Raw genomic sequence first — 15126 nt, 5'->3', positions numbered from 1 at the left:
TGTGGGCTTTTGATGTCAATTGTTGGTGTTTACCGTCGCTGGCATGACCGGACACGACATGACGACCTTGGCGCCGCCACCCGCCCTCGATCTGCCCCATGGCTCCCTGAGTTTGGCCGTGAACGCATTGCAGGACGCGCGCGATGCCCTGGCCGCCGCGGGAGATGTGCAGTGGGTGTCTCTTGCGGCCGATGCGTATCAGGAACGGCTCACTGAGCTCACGGCCAAGCTCACCTCCCTCGAAGACGCGGTCTATGCGGCGCGCGCGGCGTGCTGGGGGGCCCAGAGTGCCGCGGATGCGGCTGGTCAATGAGCAGCGAGGAACAGGCCGTTCCGCTTGCGGTCTCGGGTGGGGCCGGCGGGACACAGGCGGTCACGACAGATCTCACTGCGGCCGCGGTCATTGTGGACACCTGCGCCGGTCTTCTCTCGGAGTGTTCTCTGCGTCTGCGGATCGCGCACGCGTCGCTGCTCTTCGCGCAGACTCAGGCGGTGCCGACCGTCTGGGACGACGTCAATCGTGCCAAGACCGCGGTGGAGGATGCTCGCTATGGCGTGGATTCGTGTGAGGCGCTGGATGCTGCGCTGACGGACTGCGCGGAGGGCCTCCGAGTTGTTGCAGCGGGGTATGAGGAGGCCGAGCGGGCAGCCTCGGCAGGACTGTCCTTGTGGGGCGCGGCCGGTAGGTACTTCGGGGACATTCTGGGAGCCCAGCTGTGGGTTGGGCGAGTTCTCGCGGCGGGTGCGTGGAAGACGACGCCCTTGGGTGCGTTGGGGACGATCACAGGCAAGGACCGCGTAGGGAGTGCCCTCATGCCGGACCGTGCGCCTGCCGTGACGGGGGTCGTGAACCGTGCCACCGTCACGGGGGTGCTGGGGCTCACTCGGACTCCCGTCGGGACACCCCCAATCTGGGGGCTCTCGGCCGCGCTCGGAGGGCCGAGTATGTACGACGCCGCCGCGACGGGACTTAGAGGTGTGTTTGAGGCGGGAGAGTACTGGGCCGGTGAGCCCCGGATGGAGGGCGTGGAGTTTGCAGAGCCTGTGGCCGGGCCGAGCGAACTCGCGGGGTTCGAGAGCATGATGGGCAACCTCGGTGAGGTGTCGAGCTCACCACATGGCGAGATTGCCTATGACGTCTATGGAGAAGGGGCGGATGCGAGCGTCTTCGTGTACATCCCCGGCACCGAAGACCACGGGTTGAGCGACGGGGCAACAGGCGACTGGCACGGCAACTTCACGCAGATGACGACCGACGACTTCAGCAAGGTAGACAACCTCAACGACCTGTCGCAACTCGTTGCCAACGCCCTGCTCGAAGCGGGTCTGCCGCCGGATGCTCCCATCACCCTCGTTGGTCACAGCCAGGGTGCTGCCGCCGCGGCCTCTGTTGCGGCGTGTGAGGAAGTCACCTCGCAGCTCAACATCACCAACATGGTGCTCGTCGGGTCACCACATGGAGACGTCCCCAACAATCCCGACGTTGACACAGTCGTGATCGCGAACGTCCAAGACCCGGTGCCAGGGTCGGATGGGCTTCCGGACAACGCTGCGCCCAACGTCACGTACGTCAATGCCGACCTGAGGGCGAGCTCCGACCCAGACATCGCAGCGCTTGGCGATGGGCCCATTAGTGCGCACGGGATTGAGACCTACCGTCACGTGGGCGCGAGCATGGATCTCGAAGCCGCATCGTCGGTCGTCGCCGCCCGCGAGGCCCTCACAAAATCGACTGCGGGCCGCCAGGCCACCCGGACATATGCGCGTCCCACGTTCGAAGCGCCACAGGAACCGCGACCCCAGCCAAACGTGGAACCGCGACCGGGCCCGAGCATCGGCCCGACTGTTAGTCCTTCGACCCCGTCAAGCCGTTGACAATGCCCGACACGATCGAGATGACCAGCGCGCCAATAAGGGTGAGCCAGAAGCCGCCAATCTCGAGCGTCACTTCGGGAATGTAGCCCGTGATCCAGGCCGCGAGCCAGAGGATGAACCAGTTGATCACCAGGGCAAATAGGCCGAGCGTGAGGATCGTGATCGGGAGCGAGAGGATCGACACCACCGGCTTGACGATCTGATTCATGAGCTGGAGCAACACGCCGACGCCCAGGAATACGAGGAGGCGTGTCCACCACTCATCCTCACCTCCGGTGACGACAATCTCGAGCGGAAGAAGGGTCGTGATCCACACGGCAAGAGCCATGGCAGCTGATCTCAGGACGAACTTCATGACCGCGAGTCTGCCACACCTGACATATTGGACCCCATGACTCTTCCTACTCCTCGGCCCGCCGTTGCAGCGCTACCCGCGTACATCCCCGGCGCTCGCGGACAGGCTGACCGCCTGCCCCCCATCAAACTGTCATCGAACGAGTCCCCCTGGGGACCGCTGCCATCGGTCGCAGAGGCCGTGGCGCACGCGGGCACCACGCTCAACCGCTATCCAGACATGTTCGCGGTGGAACTTCACGCCAAGATCGCGGACTTCCTGGGCGTCGCCGTCGAGCGAGTCGCGGTGGGCGGCGGCTCCGTGGCCGTCCTGCAGCACCTCCTTCAGGCCTATACCGGGGCGGGCGACGAAGTTATCTATGCGTGGCGGAGTTTCGAGGCGTACCCGATTCTTGCCCCCATCGCCGGTGCGACGGCGAAGCCCGTGCCGCTCACGGACGAAGCTCGGCACGACTTGCCTGCGATGGCTGCGGCGGTGACTGAGCAGACCCGCGTTGCGATTGTGTGTTCGCCCAACAACCCCACCGGACCAGCGATTCGCCACGATGAGTTCGAGGCGTTCATGGCGGCGGTGCCGCAGCGTGTCCTCGTGGTGCTTGATGAGGCGTACGTGGAATTCGGTCGCGACGGCGACACCGTCGACGGCCTCGCTGCGCTCGAGCGCCACCCTAACCTTGTCGTCACCCGCACCTTCTCCAAGGCCTACGGCCTCGCGGGCGCGCGCGTGGGATATGCAGTGGGCTCTGCCGAGCTGATTTCACCTGTGCGGGCCTGTGTGACGCCCTTCTCGGTGTCAACGGTCGCCCAGGTAGCGGCCGCGGCCTCGCTGGACGCGGTCGACGAGCTGCTCGAGCGAGTCGAGGGCACCGTCGTGGAACGCCCCCGCCTGCGGGATGGCTTGCGCGAGTTGGGGTGGGATGTCCCCGTTGCAGAGGGAAATTTTGTGTGGATCCCAGCCGGAGATCGGTCGATCGAGATTGCGGCCACTCTGGCCCAAGACGAGCCATCACTCCTGGTACGTCCCTTCGCGGGCGAAGGTATCCGCGTGACGATTGGCACCCCGGACGAGAACGGCGCTCTCCTTCAGGCCATGGCGCGCCTGGGCGCCTAAAGGTGCCCAAACATCGGCCCTCCCCGTGGTGCCTGTTAACGTATACGTGCCCACAGGCGCCCGTTAGCGTTGGTGGACTGTTGGTGTCCCAGGATGTAGGAGCTACGTGACCACCATCGATTACGAGGCGATTGCTCGCGAAGCAGGCCTCGAACGCGTCGGCGCACGTGCGTCGTTTGGTGCGTACTTCAAGCAGATGTGGGAACGCCGCGGCTTCGCGATCTCGCTAGCGAAGTACCGCGTCCAGGCCTCGATGAGCGACAACCGCCTTGGATTGGCGTGGATTGTTCTCTCTCCGCTGTTGAATGCTGCGCTTTACGGCACGATTTTCGGCGTCATCATGCCTCGAGACACCCGCGGTGATGAGCCGTTTATTCCGTTCCTCATCATCGGTGTCTTCATCTTCCAGTTCTTCTCGAAGTCGTTCTCAGCGGGTGCGAAATCCATCACCGGCAACGCCTCATTGGTGAGGTCGCTGAACTTCCCCCGAATGCTCCTGCCGATCGCGGAGATCATTCGCCAGGTCATCGAATTGATACCGATGATCATCGTGATGATGATCATCGTGATGGTGCTCGGGGTGCCGCCAGCCTGGAGCTGGTTCATGATCATCCCGATCATGGTCTGCATGACGATGTTCAACTTGGGTGTCGCATTGATCTCCGCGCGGCTGACGGTGCATATCCGCGACATGACGCAGATCATCCCGTTGATCACCCGCGTGATGTTCTACACCACAGGAATCTTTTACTCGCTTGAAGCCGTCTTGGCCGACCAGCCCGCTCTGCTGACTATCGCGCAACTCAACCCAGTACACGACTACGTCGCGCTAGTTCGTGACGCTGTGTTCAACAGTGGGTCTGCTCCAGCGTGGATGTGGTGGATTGCTGGTCTGGGTGGCTTCATCACCCTCGTGGTCGGCATCTTGTTCTTCTGGCGCGCGGAGGAGCGATATGGCCACGACTGAATCTGACCGGCCCGCCGACGTGACACCTGGCGCACCTACGGTGGTCGTCGACGGGCTTCACGTGAAGTACAAGACGTTCTCCTCCGGCAAGAAGGCCGCTGAGAGTCGCGCCCTACTCACCAAGCAGCGTGACGTGCGCATCGTGCACGCGCTCAAGGGAGTCTCTTTCGTGGCGCACGAGGGCGAGAGCATCGGTGTCATCGGTCACAACGGATCGGGCAAGTCGACGCTGATGCGATCGATCGCTGGCCTGATCGCGCCTGCTAAGGGCCAGGTTTTTGCGGCCAGCCGACCCGCGCTCCTCGGTGTCAACGCCGCGCTGATCCAAAGCCTATCCGGCGAGAAGAATGTCATTCTGGGAGGTCTCGCGCTCGGGCTGACTCAGAAGGAGATTGAAGCCAAGTACGACGAGATCGTGGAGTTCGCTGGCATGGAGGAATTCATCGACCTTCCGATGAAGACCTACTCCTCGGGAATGTCTGCGCGCCTGCGGTTCTCGATCGCCGTGTCCAAAGACCACCAGATCCTCCTAGTCGACGAGGCGCTAGCGGTGGGCGACAAGGGCTTTAGAAAGAAGAGCGAGCAACGTATCCGAGAGATGCGCGAGCAGGCCGGAACGGTGTTCCTGGTGAGCCACTCGATGAGTTCAATCCTGGACACGTGTGACCGCGTTATCTGGATCGACCACGGCAACCTGAAGATGGACGGCGATCCCAAGGAAGTCGTGAAGGCGTACCAAGCCTCAAAGTAGCCTTCGGCACCGATTCTTCACATTGCCGCCACCTAGAGTTCAGGTGCGTCTGTTGTCCTAAGTAGATGGCACGCGTCGCATGGGTTGAGTCCCCTCTCCAGATGATCAATGCGCTCGAGTACGCGCAAGCGACGGGCGAGGCGCTCCACATCTGCCTGCGGGCGGGCGTCCCCAAACTGGGAGACACCGGTCGGGGGCTCGTGCCGCACCTTCCCAAGCGCGTCACCATGTCGGGCCCGTGGGACTCTGCGATGCGTTCCCCGTTTGCGACCGCGAAGCGTCGACTTGTCGGTGACGTGTGCTCCGGGCAAGTGCGTGCAGTGCTGACCTACACCGGCGTGCGGGACCTGGTAATGGTGGACGACGGTTCGGCCATGTTGTCGACCGCGCGCCGGCTCGACCGGGGCGTGGCGTTGGCGCGACACGGTAAGCCGGAGAGCTTGCCGATGCGGGCCTTGGGGGCCTCGACAACATCACGGCTCGTAAACGCCATGCGGCGCCAGAGGCTCGCCCTGTTCACCGCCTACGCCAGCGCTCCCGAGGTCGCCGCGCTTGCTGCAAAGGGCCTTCGCGTCCAAGCGAACGACTACGTCTGGCTGCGCTCGGCAGACTTCGAATTTGGAACCTCTCACGACGAGCACGTGGTCGTGGGTAGCGCGCTTGCCGACGACGGATATGTGCGCCCCGAGGCATATATGGATTGGCTCCGCGCGCTCACCGCAGAAGGCCCGGTGGCCTATTTCCCGCACCGGCGTGAGACGCCAGCATCCCTCACGATGTGGGCTGCGATCCCCGGCGTTGAGCTGCGCCGCACGGGACTGCCCATTGAAGTCGTGATTGCGGCGGCAACCCATGTGAAGCGCGTGTCGACCCTGCCTTCCTCCGTGGTTGCGACACTCCCGAGCGTGTTGGCGGACGACGTCGAGTTTGCGGTGACTCCTGTCCCCGAGGCGTGGCTTACGCCCCTCGCCGATCAGCCTTTGCGGGACGTACTCGACACTGTCGTGACCAGGCGGGCGAGCATTGCCGCAGTGTAAGGGTCCTGTTGTCGCAGTAATTCCCGCCCGCGGCGGCTCCAAGGGTGTTCCAGGCAAGAATGTTGCTCGGGTTGGCGGAGTGCCGTTGGTCGCTCGGGCCATAGCGGCAGCGCAGGCGGCACCGAGCATCGACGCGGTCTACGTGTCGACCGATGACGCTGCGATCGCTGACGCTGCGCGCTCAGCCGGCGCGCTCGTCGTCGACCGCCCTAAAGCGATCGCTGGTGACCTGGCATCCAGTGAAGACGCACTGCTCCACGCGATGGACGTGATCGAGGCATCTGGCACTGAGGTGGGCACGCTTGTCTTCCTTCAAGCGACCTCTCCCTTCATCCCAGCCGATGCTTTGGAGGCTTCCGTAGGTCGCGTCACCTCGGGGGCCGAGGACTCGGTTTTCTCTGCGTACGAAACCCACGGGTTCTTGTGGGCCTTGCGTGACGGCGGCGCGGCGGGTGTCAATCATGACCCCGCGTACCGGCCACGCCGGCAGGACCGCGAGGCGCAGTTTCAGGAGTCCGGTGCCTTCTACGTGATGGATGCGGAAGGCTTCCGTGCCGCGCGTCACAGGTTCTTTGGGCGGGTAGGGCTCCAAGAGGTTCCCGCGATCAGCGGTATGGAGATCGACACTCCGGAGGAACTGGAGGCTGCGCGGGCTTTGGCACCGGTCCTAGGTGGCAGCGAGATCGGGCCCATCCGGGGGCTGATTATGGACTTCGATGGGGTCCACACGGATGACTTGGTGACTGTGTCTCAGGACGGAACCGAGTCGGTAACTGTAAGCCGCAGCGACGGCATGGGCCTCGGAATGCTGCGTGACGCAGGGCTACCAATGCTGATTCTGAGCAAGGAACGCAACCCCGTTGTTCAGGCGCGCGGCACCAAACTCGGTGTCGAAACAGTGAACGCCGTCGACGACAAGGTGAACGTCGTGCACCAATGGTGTGAACAGCGGGGAATTCGGCTGTCGGACGTTGCGTACGTCGGAAATGATGTCAATGACGTGGCCAGCATGCAGATTGTGGGTTGGCCTGTGGCAGTACCGGATGCGCACCCTGCGGCTCTCGCGGCGGCGCGAATCCACCTGACAAAAGAAGGCGGGCGCGGCGCATTGCGCGAGCTCGCTCAGATGATTCTTTCGAATTAAGGAGAAGTGCCATGGCTACATCAGTCGAGATCGGCAACCACCTCATTGGTGAGGGCCAGCCCGTGTACATGATCGCGGAGATCGGTCTCAACCACAATGGCAGCGTTGACAACGCTTTGCGTCTCATTGACGTGGCGATCGACGCGGGCTGCCAGGCGGTGAAGTTCCAGAAGCGCACGCCGGAGATCTCCACGCCGGAGCACATGAAGTCGACTCCGCGTGAGACGCCATGGGGTCAGATGACCTACCTCGAGTACCGCTACAAGGTGGAGTTCGAGCGCGAGGAGTACGCCCAGATCGACTCGTATTGCAAGGCGCGCGGCATCGACTGGTTCGCTTCGCCGTGGGACGAGCCCGCGGTTGACTTCCTTGAGTCGATGGACACCGTGGCCTACAAGATTGCGTCGGCCTCTGTGACCGACATCTCGATGCTCGAGAAGATCCGAGCGACCGGCAAGCCCGTCATCCTGTCCACCGGCATGTCGACTATGGAGCAGATCGAGCGCGCGGTCGAGGTTCTCGACCGCGACAACACGGTTATCCTGCACGCAACCTCGACGTATCCGCTGCCCGCGGACGAGGCGAACATGCTGATGATTCCCACCCTGCGCGACAAGTTCGAGCTACCCACGGGTTACTCGGGCCACGAGCCCGGTCTGCAGTTGTCGATCGCTGCCGCCGCACTTGGCGCGTGCGCCATCGAGCGCCACATCACCCTGGACCGCACCATGTGGGGCTCGGACCACGCTGCCTCGCTCGAGCCCTCGGGCCTGAAGAACTTGGTGCGCGACGTGCGCATCATTGAGCAGGGCATGGGCGATGGCGTGAAGAAGGTCTTCCCGGGTGAGCTTGCGCCTTTGAGCAAGCTTCGCCGCGTTGACGCCTGACACAACTCGCGCCGCACGGCGCCTTTGGGTCTACGCGGACTCGGACTCGTACCTCAAATGGGGGGCCCACGTCGCCCACTGTCTCCGTGGGCGAGGAGAGGTCAACCTCAGAGTTCTTCGTGGCACAGCGACACCGTCGGCGGCGCAAACCGCCTCGGCCCTTGAAGGAACGGGGTTTGCGCCGGCCGACGTTGCTGTGAAGCGCTACGACGATGAACTGAGGCGACTTGCTCGTGAGCGCCCGGATGTGGTGTTCCTCGCGACAAGGGGACCCATGGCGCGGTTGATGCTTGATGGGATAGCTCGGATGCGTGTCGGTCGTCCCGTGGTTGTGACGGGACTACCAGGCATATCGTTTCCGGCACAGCAACGTGGTCTGGACTACCGAGCCGGTGCGGACCTCATGGTTCTACACAGTCGCACGGAGGTGGAAGCCTACGCGCGCCTCGCGGAGAGTGGACCGATGCGCGGGCGCCTGTGTCTCGCAACCTTGCCGTTCATTCAGCGGGCAACGGAGCGGCCGGTACTGGAGGAACGATCCGAGGTTATTTTCGCGGCCCAAGCATTGGTGCCGGCAGCGATGGCTGATCGCGCGCGCGTTGTGAAGGCCCTCGTCGACCTCGCGCGGTCGCGACCAGACCTCACCGTCGTCATGAAAGTGCGCGCGCTCGCAGGGGAGTCTCAAACGCACCGTGAGGACATTCCTTACTCGGAAGTTCTAGACCACTTCAGCCAGGACCAGGAGTTGCCCGCGAACCTGCAAATCTCAGATCGGCCGATGGCCGGGCATCTCGAGCGTGCCGTGGGGCTGGCGAGCGTAAGTTCGACCGCGATCGTCGAGGCCATCGCCTATGGCGTGCCTACCCTCGTGCTCGATGACTTTGGGGTAGCACCTGAGCTCATTAACACCGCCTTCGTAGGGGCGGGCCTTTGGGGGTCTTTGGACGATCTACGGGCCGCGCGCTTTTACGAGGTTGAACCTGAGTGGCGTGACAACAACTATTTTCACTCGCAGGACGATCAGGATTGGCTCACCCGCCTAGACGACGTGGTTCTCCGACGAGACGCGGGGCTTTTGCAACAACTGGATGCGGGCCGAGGCTTCACGGTGCGTTGGCAGCGCGCACGCCTCGAACTTCGAGCCCTGGGTGCGGATGCGTCGCCCGAAGCGCGGGCGCTGTCCCGTGCGGCCCGCGCGGCGCGGCTGGTCCGGAGAGGGTTTAGGCGCGTCGCCGCGCCGAAAGCGGCATCATGGTGACAGCCACACCGGCCGAGGTGCGTACGGTCTCCGCCCCGCGGGGAAGCACTCGGGTACGTACTGAGATTCAGGCCCTCCGGGCGATCGCCGTGGGCGCTGTCATCGTCTATCACCTTTGGCCCGATGCACTGCCGGGCGGATACATCGGGGTCGATGTCTTCTTCGTTGTCTCGGGATTCCTCATCACCGGCCATCTCATACGAGAACACGGCAAACACGGCAACATCAACCTTCCGTCATTTTGGGGCAGGCGCATTCGGCGGCTCTTGCCGTCGGCGATTACGGTTCTCACGGCGACCGTGATCGCAGTCTTCCTCGTGGTGCCCGCCGCGTACTGGGAAAGTTTCCTGCGCGAGGTTGCTGCCTCGGCACTGATAGTCGAAAACTGGGCGCTCGCGGCGAGCGCAGTCGACTACCTCGCAGCTGACGGCGCCGCGTCGCCTGTGCAGCATTTCTGGTCACTCTCTGTAGAGGAGCAGTTCTACCTCGCATGGCCGGTGCTCTTGGTCGCGCTGTTAGCGATGGACAGGAGTGGTCATCGCATCGTGGTGCCCGCCATCGCATTCGTGGGGGTAGCTTCACTTGCGCACGCATGGGTGCTCATCGACCAGCACGACGCGGCAGCTTACTTCGTCACAACAGCACGTGCGTGGGAGTTCGCCGCTGGCGCCCTGCTTGCCGCACTCGCAATGCGGTCTCGCGATGAGGCCCGAGACCACAGGTCGAGATTGCTGGCGCAGTGGTGGCGACCCACACTCGGAATAGCTGGAATTTCAGTTCTTCTGTTTGTGTTCTGGGAATTCGATTCGGCTACGGCAGTTCCTGGGCCAGTGACGCTGGTGCCTGTGCTCGCAACAGTTGCGGTGATAGCAGCGGGGGACCGCCATGTCGGTCCTCTTGGACGTCTCTATCGGTTGCCCGGCGTTCAGTGGTTAGGTGCAGTGTCCTACACGGCGTACCTATGGCATTGGCCACTGATCGTGCTGGTTCCTTTCGCCCTGAAGCGGGATGCTGATGCGATCACGCTCGTAGCCATCTTGGTGCTCACACTCGTCATGGCAGCAGCCACGCATCGTCTCGTCGAAGAGCGACTGAGGCATGGACGCGGGCCAGTCACGTGGCGCACTTTCGTGGCTGCCGCGGCCGCCGTGGCCACCGTTGTGACAGCCGCATGGGTTCTTGCACAACGGGCTGACGACGGCGATGCGAGACCGCTTGCTGCGAACCAGGAGGCGTGCCTGGGTGCGCAATCATGGACAGAGGAACTGGACTGTTCCACGGTGGAGTGGGCCGATGTCGAGCCAGCTCGCACCGGCGTTGAGGACGACGTGTCGCCGGTATACGACGACGAGTGCCGCACATCGCCGGTCCAGAGCGAGGTCAAGACTTGTGAGTATGGTGCGAGCGAGAACACGGCCGATGCTTCGGTGGTCTTGGTTGGTGACTCTCATGCAGCCCAATGGTTTCCGGCCATCGAACAGGTCGCCCTTCAACAGAACTGGAACCTGACTGTTTACTTTAAGGCGGCCTGTCCGTTCACAGACGCCGCTAGCCAACTCGCGAACGATGACCACCGCGACAGTTGCGTGGAGTGGAACGACGAAGTTTTACAGCGCATCGCTCGGTCGAAGCCCGACCTGGTGGTGACGTCCGCGACTCGGGCGCATGAGTTCGCGGAGGACTCATCGCGATCAGAGGCGTTGGCTGTCGATGGCTATGCCGAGCGCTGGGAAAACTTGCTGGAGGTAGTTGGCTCCGTCGTAGTTCTCGAGGACACGCCACAAATGGACCAGGAGCAACTACGTTGTCTGGCTGCCTCGACAGGGCCCGAACCAGACTGCCAGCGTGACGCAACCGAGGCGCTTGCGCGGCCTGCAGTTCTCGGCGCCGCCGCCGACACGGTTTCAGAGGTGCGGTACTTGGACGTGAATCCGTCGCTGTGCGACTCCAAGTGCGCGACTGTCATATCCGGCGCGGTGGTCTACCGGGACACGAGCAGCCACATGACCGAGACGTTCGCTCGTACCCTCGCCCCGTGGCTAGGAACCCGGCTCGCGTCTACTTTGGTATCGGCAGGCTCATGACCGCCGCGATGTCGCGCGCAGTCTTGACCGAGCGCCGTGTACGTCGTCGTACCTTGCGCACGTAGTGGCGGATGCTCATCGGCAAGGTCGTGACGATTCTGCGACGCAGGCGCTTTCGGAGCGGGGGACGTTGGGGCCGCGTGAGGGGCTTCATTAGTTCGACAAGGCCAGGATCGGTAATGGTGTGCCCGCTTGCTATGGCGGGGTGCGGATGCCCTTCGAGCCTCGCGGCCAGAGCGTCGATAACACCTTGCAGGTTGGCCTCCGGCGCTGCAATCAGCGTGCCCGCGCCTTCATCCGTGCGTTCGTAGCGCGGGTAGGCGGCGTAGCAGAGTGCGAGTGGGACTAGGTTGGAGTTGGTCTCCGTGGGAAGAGCTCGTGCCACGTCCAGTGCACCGACGGTGTGGGCTTCGAGCCCGTAGATGCCGGACGCCGTTGCCAGACCCGTCGAGAAATTGCTGATCACGTGTTGCGGCTGCCACGTCTCAAGTAGCACTTCGAGCGGAAGCCGCGTGTGAATAGTTTGGAACTCCAGGCCTAGGGACCTCGCGGTTTGTGCCATCCGAGCGCTCACCGTCGCCACGGAGGACGGATGCGGCTTGAACGCGACAGTCGATGCTCCGAGGGCGTGCGCGGCGCGAACCATCTCCGCGTGTAGGTATTCCTCTTCGTCGTCCGTCAATAGCTCTAGGTCGGCAAGGTATTGACCAAGAATGAGCGCATCGGGTGCGGTCCCAAAGCTGGATGCCGCGTCGACATGCGCCGCAACGTCGCCACTGATCGCCCGAAACTCGCCAGGCCCGACGCGTATCAGCGACGGTTCAAGTTCGGCGAACAATCGTGGCGCGACATCTGGCAAGAGGTCGAGATACAAGAGCGAGTCGAGACGGTCGGCCAATGATGTCGCCAACGGAAGACGGCCGCGGCCATAGGCCATGAGGCCATCGGACACCGCTGTAATAGGGCCCGAGCCGAACGACTGTGCGAGAGCCAAGGCTGGCCTGACAAGTAGAGACTGGCTGACGACTCGCGGGTCGGGACCGATACCTAACTCGATTCGAATTCGCCCAGCGAGGTCGTCCATGGTGCTCTTGCGCGGGCGCCAGGTACGAGGGTGATGTGGCGCGATGTAGTCGTTGAGATAAGCAATTGCGTCAAAACGGTCAGCAATCGGCTTAAACCAGTCGTGTTCGTGCAGTGCGGGGGTAACTTCGGGGATGGCCGCATTGTTGGCAATAACGAGGGCTCGGCGCCCTTGCTCAAACTCGCCCGCATCCACTGCTGCGGCCATCGTCGCCGCACACATGAACGTCGGAGCGATGAACACCTGATCGGTCATGCGGCCGCCACCTCCGCCCGGAGTAGTCGCTGCACCATCATCCTGCGCGCGAAGGGCAGGCGTCGGACAGCGTACTCGAGATGCTCGGGGGGCAGTTGCTGCAGCAATCGCGTAGAGCGCCCGATTAGGTCGCGCTGGAGTTCAGGGGTAAGACGCTCGCGCTTGTCGATGTGAAAGCACACAATACGCACGGTCGCATAGACGGCCTTGCGGATCCACTCCACATTGCCGGTTGGAAGCACGAGCTCTCGAACGTCGTCGTATGCGTCTGTGAAGTGCAAGGTTGAGGGATTGCCCGCTTGGGTGAGCGCGGTCGAGTTAATAGTCTTTCGGTAAAAGTAACTCGGTTGCGACAGTGCGGCCGTTGAAGTGGCATTCATGTAGAGACGCCAAAACCACGGACGGTCGGCTGCGGTGCGGAGGTTTTCATTGAACGGGAGCCAAGAGGAGTCAATCCGAGTCAAGTCGTACGTGCCTGCCCACAAGAACGGGTAATCGACTGCACTTGAAGCACCTGCGGCACCGATTCCCGATGTCGCAGGAAGAGGCACGTCTACTGTCTGGTTAGGCACCCGTACTACGCGCCGTTCTAGCCCGGTGACCTTGACGTGCGCGGTGCGGACGAAGTCGACGTTGAGCGCTTTGATGGCATCTAGCATGCCGCGAAAGTGTTGCGGTGAGCACCAGTCGTCGGCGTCGAAGTAGGTGAGATAGCGTCCCTCGACCGCTTCGTGCGCTCGGTTCCGTGATGCGGCAACTCCGATGTTGACATCGTTGTGGAGCACGGTGAGTGACGGGATCTCCCGCTGTGCGTCGGCGATGAGTTCTGGTGTGGAGTCCGTTGAACAGTCGTCAATCAGAATGAACTGAAAACCTGGCTCGATAGTGCGACGGATGGTTTCCAGGCACGTCGGGACAAAACGTTCTGCGTTGTGAAGTGGTACAACGATGCTCAACTCAGTCATGAATGAGGGGGTTTCTCCAGGGTTTGTTAATGGAAGCCTAGAACCCATGGCGCGCACTTCACCGGTATGTGAACAGACCTTCACTCGAATGTCACCTTGCCGCGGATGCTGAGGCCGCGCGGCCGTGCTTGCACATGTAGGGGTTGCCTAGGTCGCTGTTCAGGGGTTCGTAACCCGAGTTCCGTAGATTCCCAAAGCAAGCTTGTTGCGGCGGTCACGTTGGTCGCCAGGAAGGCCACACAATCATGAGTTTCGCCACTGCCCACTCCTCCGCTCCTATTCCCGCTGGGGCCGCCCTGTTTCACATCGGATCTCCGAAGACCGCGACATCAGCCATCCAGCGGGCCGCGGATGTCGGGCGCGCGGAGTTGAGAGAGGCTGGAGTTATCTATCCGACATGTCGCCCTGGAGCCAAGAGCGCGCATCGGCACCGGGACCCGGTTCGGAGCCTCCGGGCGTACGGAGAAGGAGCTGGCGATGGCGAGGAATGGGCGGAACTAGTGCTTCAGGCGCGACCCGAGTCCGGAGCGCGAATGTTGATCTCGGATGAATGGGCCTCGACCCTTCCCTCCGCAGCAATACAGCACGCCCGCCGGACATTGGGTGCGGATGCACACATCGTGTACACGGTGAGGAACTACGGGGAGTTCCTGGTGTCCTTGTGGCAAGAAGATGTGCGGGCGGGCAAGATCACGGTAGATCTGGGGGAGTGGCTTGCCGGCCGTGACTTTTCGGAGTCAGGCACGCGGGTGCGCGGCCGAATCCCAATCGAACGCCAAGCGGACCGGCTCGGACCGTGGGTTGATGCTTTCGGCGCATCGAATGTGCACGTGATCATGACGGATCGGGCTGAGCCTCACCGCGTTGCAACTGCGTTCGGTGCGCTGCTAGGGGTGCGGCCAGCGCTCCTCTCAGCAGAATCTCCCCAGCTAGTCGCACACCGCAACCGCGGGTTGACGGCAGCAGAGGTGTCCTTTGTGCTCTCCGTGGGGCAAGCGGCGCGGGAGGCGGGAGTACCAGATGGGGTGATCAGAAGCCACCTCCATCGGGGTGCGTTCGAAAGCTTGCAGGCGTCGCGCACCCCACCAAGGGACGAAGCCCTACCTGGTGTGCCGGGCGCTCTGACAAGTCGACTGACGGATTTTGCCGAGAGGCAGTGGGATCTGTTTGAGAGTTGGGGCTTGGACATGGTTGGCGACCGCGCTGAGTTTGTGCGGGAAGCGCGAGCCGGCGCTGCTGTCGAGAAGAATGTCGTGCCGACGGACCTTGCGGTACACGTGGTGCTGGGGCTCCTAGAGGCCCGGCGTTAGTCGGCAATTGGCCATGTGAACCCGCGCGGACTCTCGCCTCTGTT

General features: G+C 62.9%; 14 protein-coding genes. 11 read left to right on the top strand and 3 right to left on the bottom strand.

Annotation, left to right across the window (positions count from 1 at the left end; translation table 11 throughout):
* The first annotated feature begins 43 nt into the window (after window positions 1-43).
* Window positions 44-313, top strand: coding sequence for a hypothetical protein (locus tag AOP74_RS05040; protein WP_169746266.1), 270 nt, complete (start codon window positions 44-46; stop codon window positions 311-313).
* The gene (locus AOP74_RS05035; protein ID WP_061961246.1) at window positions 310-1875 is read left to right on the top strand and encodes a hypothetical protein; all 1566 of its coding nucleotides are present in this window, start codon (window positions 310-312) and stop codon (window positions 1873-1875) included. The genes AOP74_RS05040 and AOP74_RS05035 overlap by 4 nt, the downstream gene beginning before the upstream one ends.
* On the opposite strand, the gene AOP74_RS05030 is transcribed toward AOP74_RS05035, so the two are convergent.
* Window positions 1847-2230: a phage holin family protein gene (locus AOP74_RS05030; protein WP_061961245.1), complete on the bottom strand. Its 384-nt coding sequence runs from the start codon at window positions 2228-2230 to the stop codon at window positions 1847-1849. The two genes, AOP74_RS05035 and AOP74_RS05030, sit on opposite strands and share 29 nt — an antisense overlap.
* A 36-nt stretch (window positions 2231-2266) precedes the next feature.
* On the opposite strand from AOP74_RS05030, the gene hisC reads away from it, so the two are divergent.
* The 8 genes from hisC to AOP74_RS04990 all read left to right on the top strand — a co-directional run bounded on the left by hisC (window position 2267) and on the right by AOP74_RS04990 (window position 11468).
* Complete coding sequence (gene hisC / locus AOP74_RS05025) at window positions 2267-3340, top strand: histidinol-phosphate transaminase (protein ID WP_061961244.1); 1074 nt, start codon at window positions 2267-2269, stop codon at window positions 3338-3340.
* 106 nt (window positions 3341-3446) lie between these two features.
* Entirely contained in the window at window positions 3447-4307 is an 861-nt protein-coding gene (locus AOP74_RS05020) for an ABC transporter permease (RefSeq protein WP_061961243.1), read from the top strand.
* Window positions 4294-5058, top strand: coding sequence for an ABC transporter ATP-binding protein (locus tag AOP74_RS05015; RefSeq protein WP_061961242.1), 765 nt, complete (start codon window positions 4294-4296; stop codon window positions 5056-5058). Before AOP74_RS05020 ends, AOP74_RS05015 begins: the two co-directional genes overlap by 14 nt.
* Before the next feature lie 65 nt (window positions 5059-5123).
* The gene (locus tag AOP74_RS05010) at window positions 5124-6095 is read left to right on the top strand and encodes a hypothetical protein (RefSeq protein WP_061961241.1); all 972 of its coding nucleotides are present in this window, start codon (window positions 5124-5126) and stop codon (window positions 6093-6095) included.
* Window positions 6082-7239 (top strand): acylneuraminate cytidylyltransferase, encoded by a 1158-nt coding sequence (locus AOP74_RS05005; protein WP_061961240.1) that lies wholly within the window; start codon window positions 6082-6084, stop codon window positions 7237-7239. Before AOP74_RS05010 ends, AOP74_RS05005 begins: the two co-directional genes overlap by 14 nt.
* A gap of 11 nt (window positions 7240-7250) precedes the next feature.
* A complete protein-coding gene (locus AOP74_RS05000) occupies window positions 7251-8126 on the top strand; it encodes an N-acetylneuraminate synthase family protein (protein WP_061961239.1) in 876 nt (291 codons plus the stop codon).
* Window positions 8116-9384 (top strand): DUF6716 putative glycosyltransferase, encoded by a 1269-nt coding sequence (locus AOP74_RS12420; RefSeq protein WP_369345491.1) that lies wholly within the window; start codon window positions 8116-8118, stop codon window positions 9382-9384. The genes AOP74_RS05000 and AOP74_RS12420 overlap by 11 nt, the downstream gene beginning before the upstream one ends.
* Entirely contained in the window at window positions 9378-11468 is a 2091-nt protein-coding gene (locus AOP74_RS04990) for an acyltransferase family protein (protein ID WP_061961237.1), read from the top strand. The genes AOP74_RS12420 and AOP74_RS04990 overlap by 7 nt, the downstream gene beginning before the upstream one ends.
* Here AOP74_RS04990 and AOP74_RS04985 read toward each other — a convergent pair.
* Together AOP74_RS04985 and AOP74_RS04980 are read right to left on the bottom strand one after the other, a co-directional pair.
* Window positions 11443-12807, bottom strand: coding sequence for a polysialyltransferase family glycosyltransferase (locus AOP74_RS04985; protein ID WP_061961236.1), 1365 nt, complete (start codon window positions 12805-12807; stop codon window positions 11443-11445). The genes AOP74_RS04990 and AOP74_RS04985 overlap by 26 nt on opposite strands.
* Complete coding sequence (locus AOP74_RS04980; RefSeq protein WP_061961235.1) at window positions 12804-13772, bottom strand: glycosyltransferase family 2 protein; 969 nt, start codon at window positions 13770-13772, stop codon at window positions 12804-12806. Before AOP74_RS04980 ends, AOP74_RS04985 begins: the two co-directional genes overlap by 4 nt.
* Before the next feature lie 533 nt (window positions 13773-14305).
* Between AOP74_RS04980 and AOP74_RS04975 the strand changes: the two genes are divergently transcribed.
* A complete protein-coding gene (locus tag AOP74_RS04975) occupies window positions 14306-15082 on the top strand; it encodes a hypothetical protein (RefSeq protein ID WP_152649172.1) in 777 nt (258 codons plus the stop codon).
* Window positions 15083-15126: the final 44 nt, after the last annotated feature.

This window comes from Demequina flava (genome assembly GCF_000975035.1).
GTDB lineage: Bacteria > Actinomycetota > Actinomycetes > Actinomycetales > Demequinaceae > Demequina > Demequina flava.
Note: the sequence above shows the minus strand (reverse complement) of the source record. Positions and strands in the feature narration are given on the sequence as shown.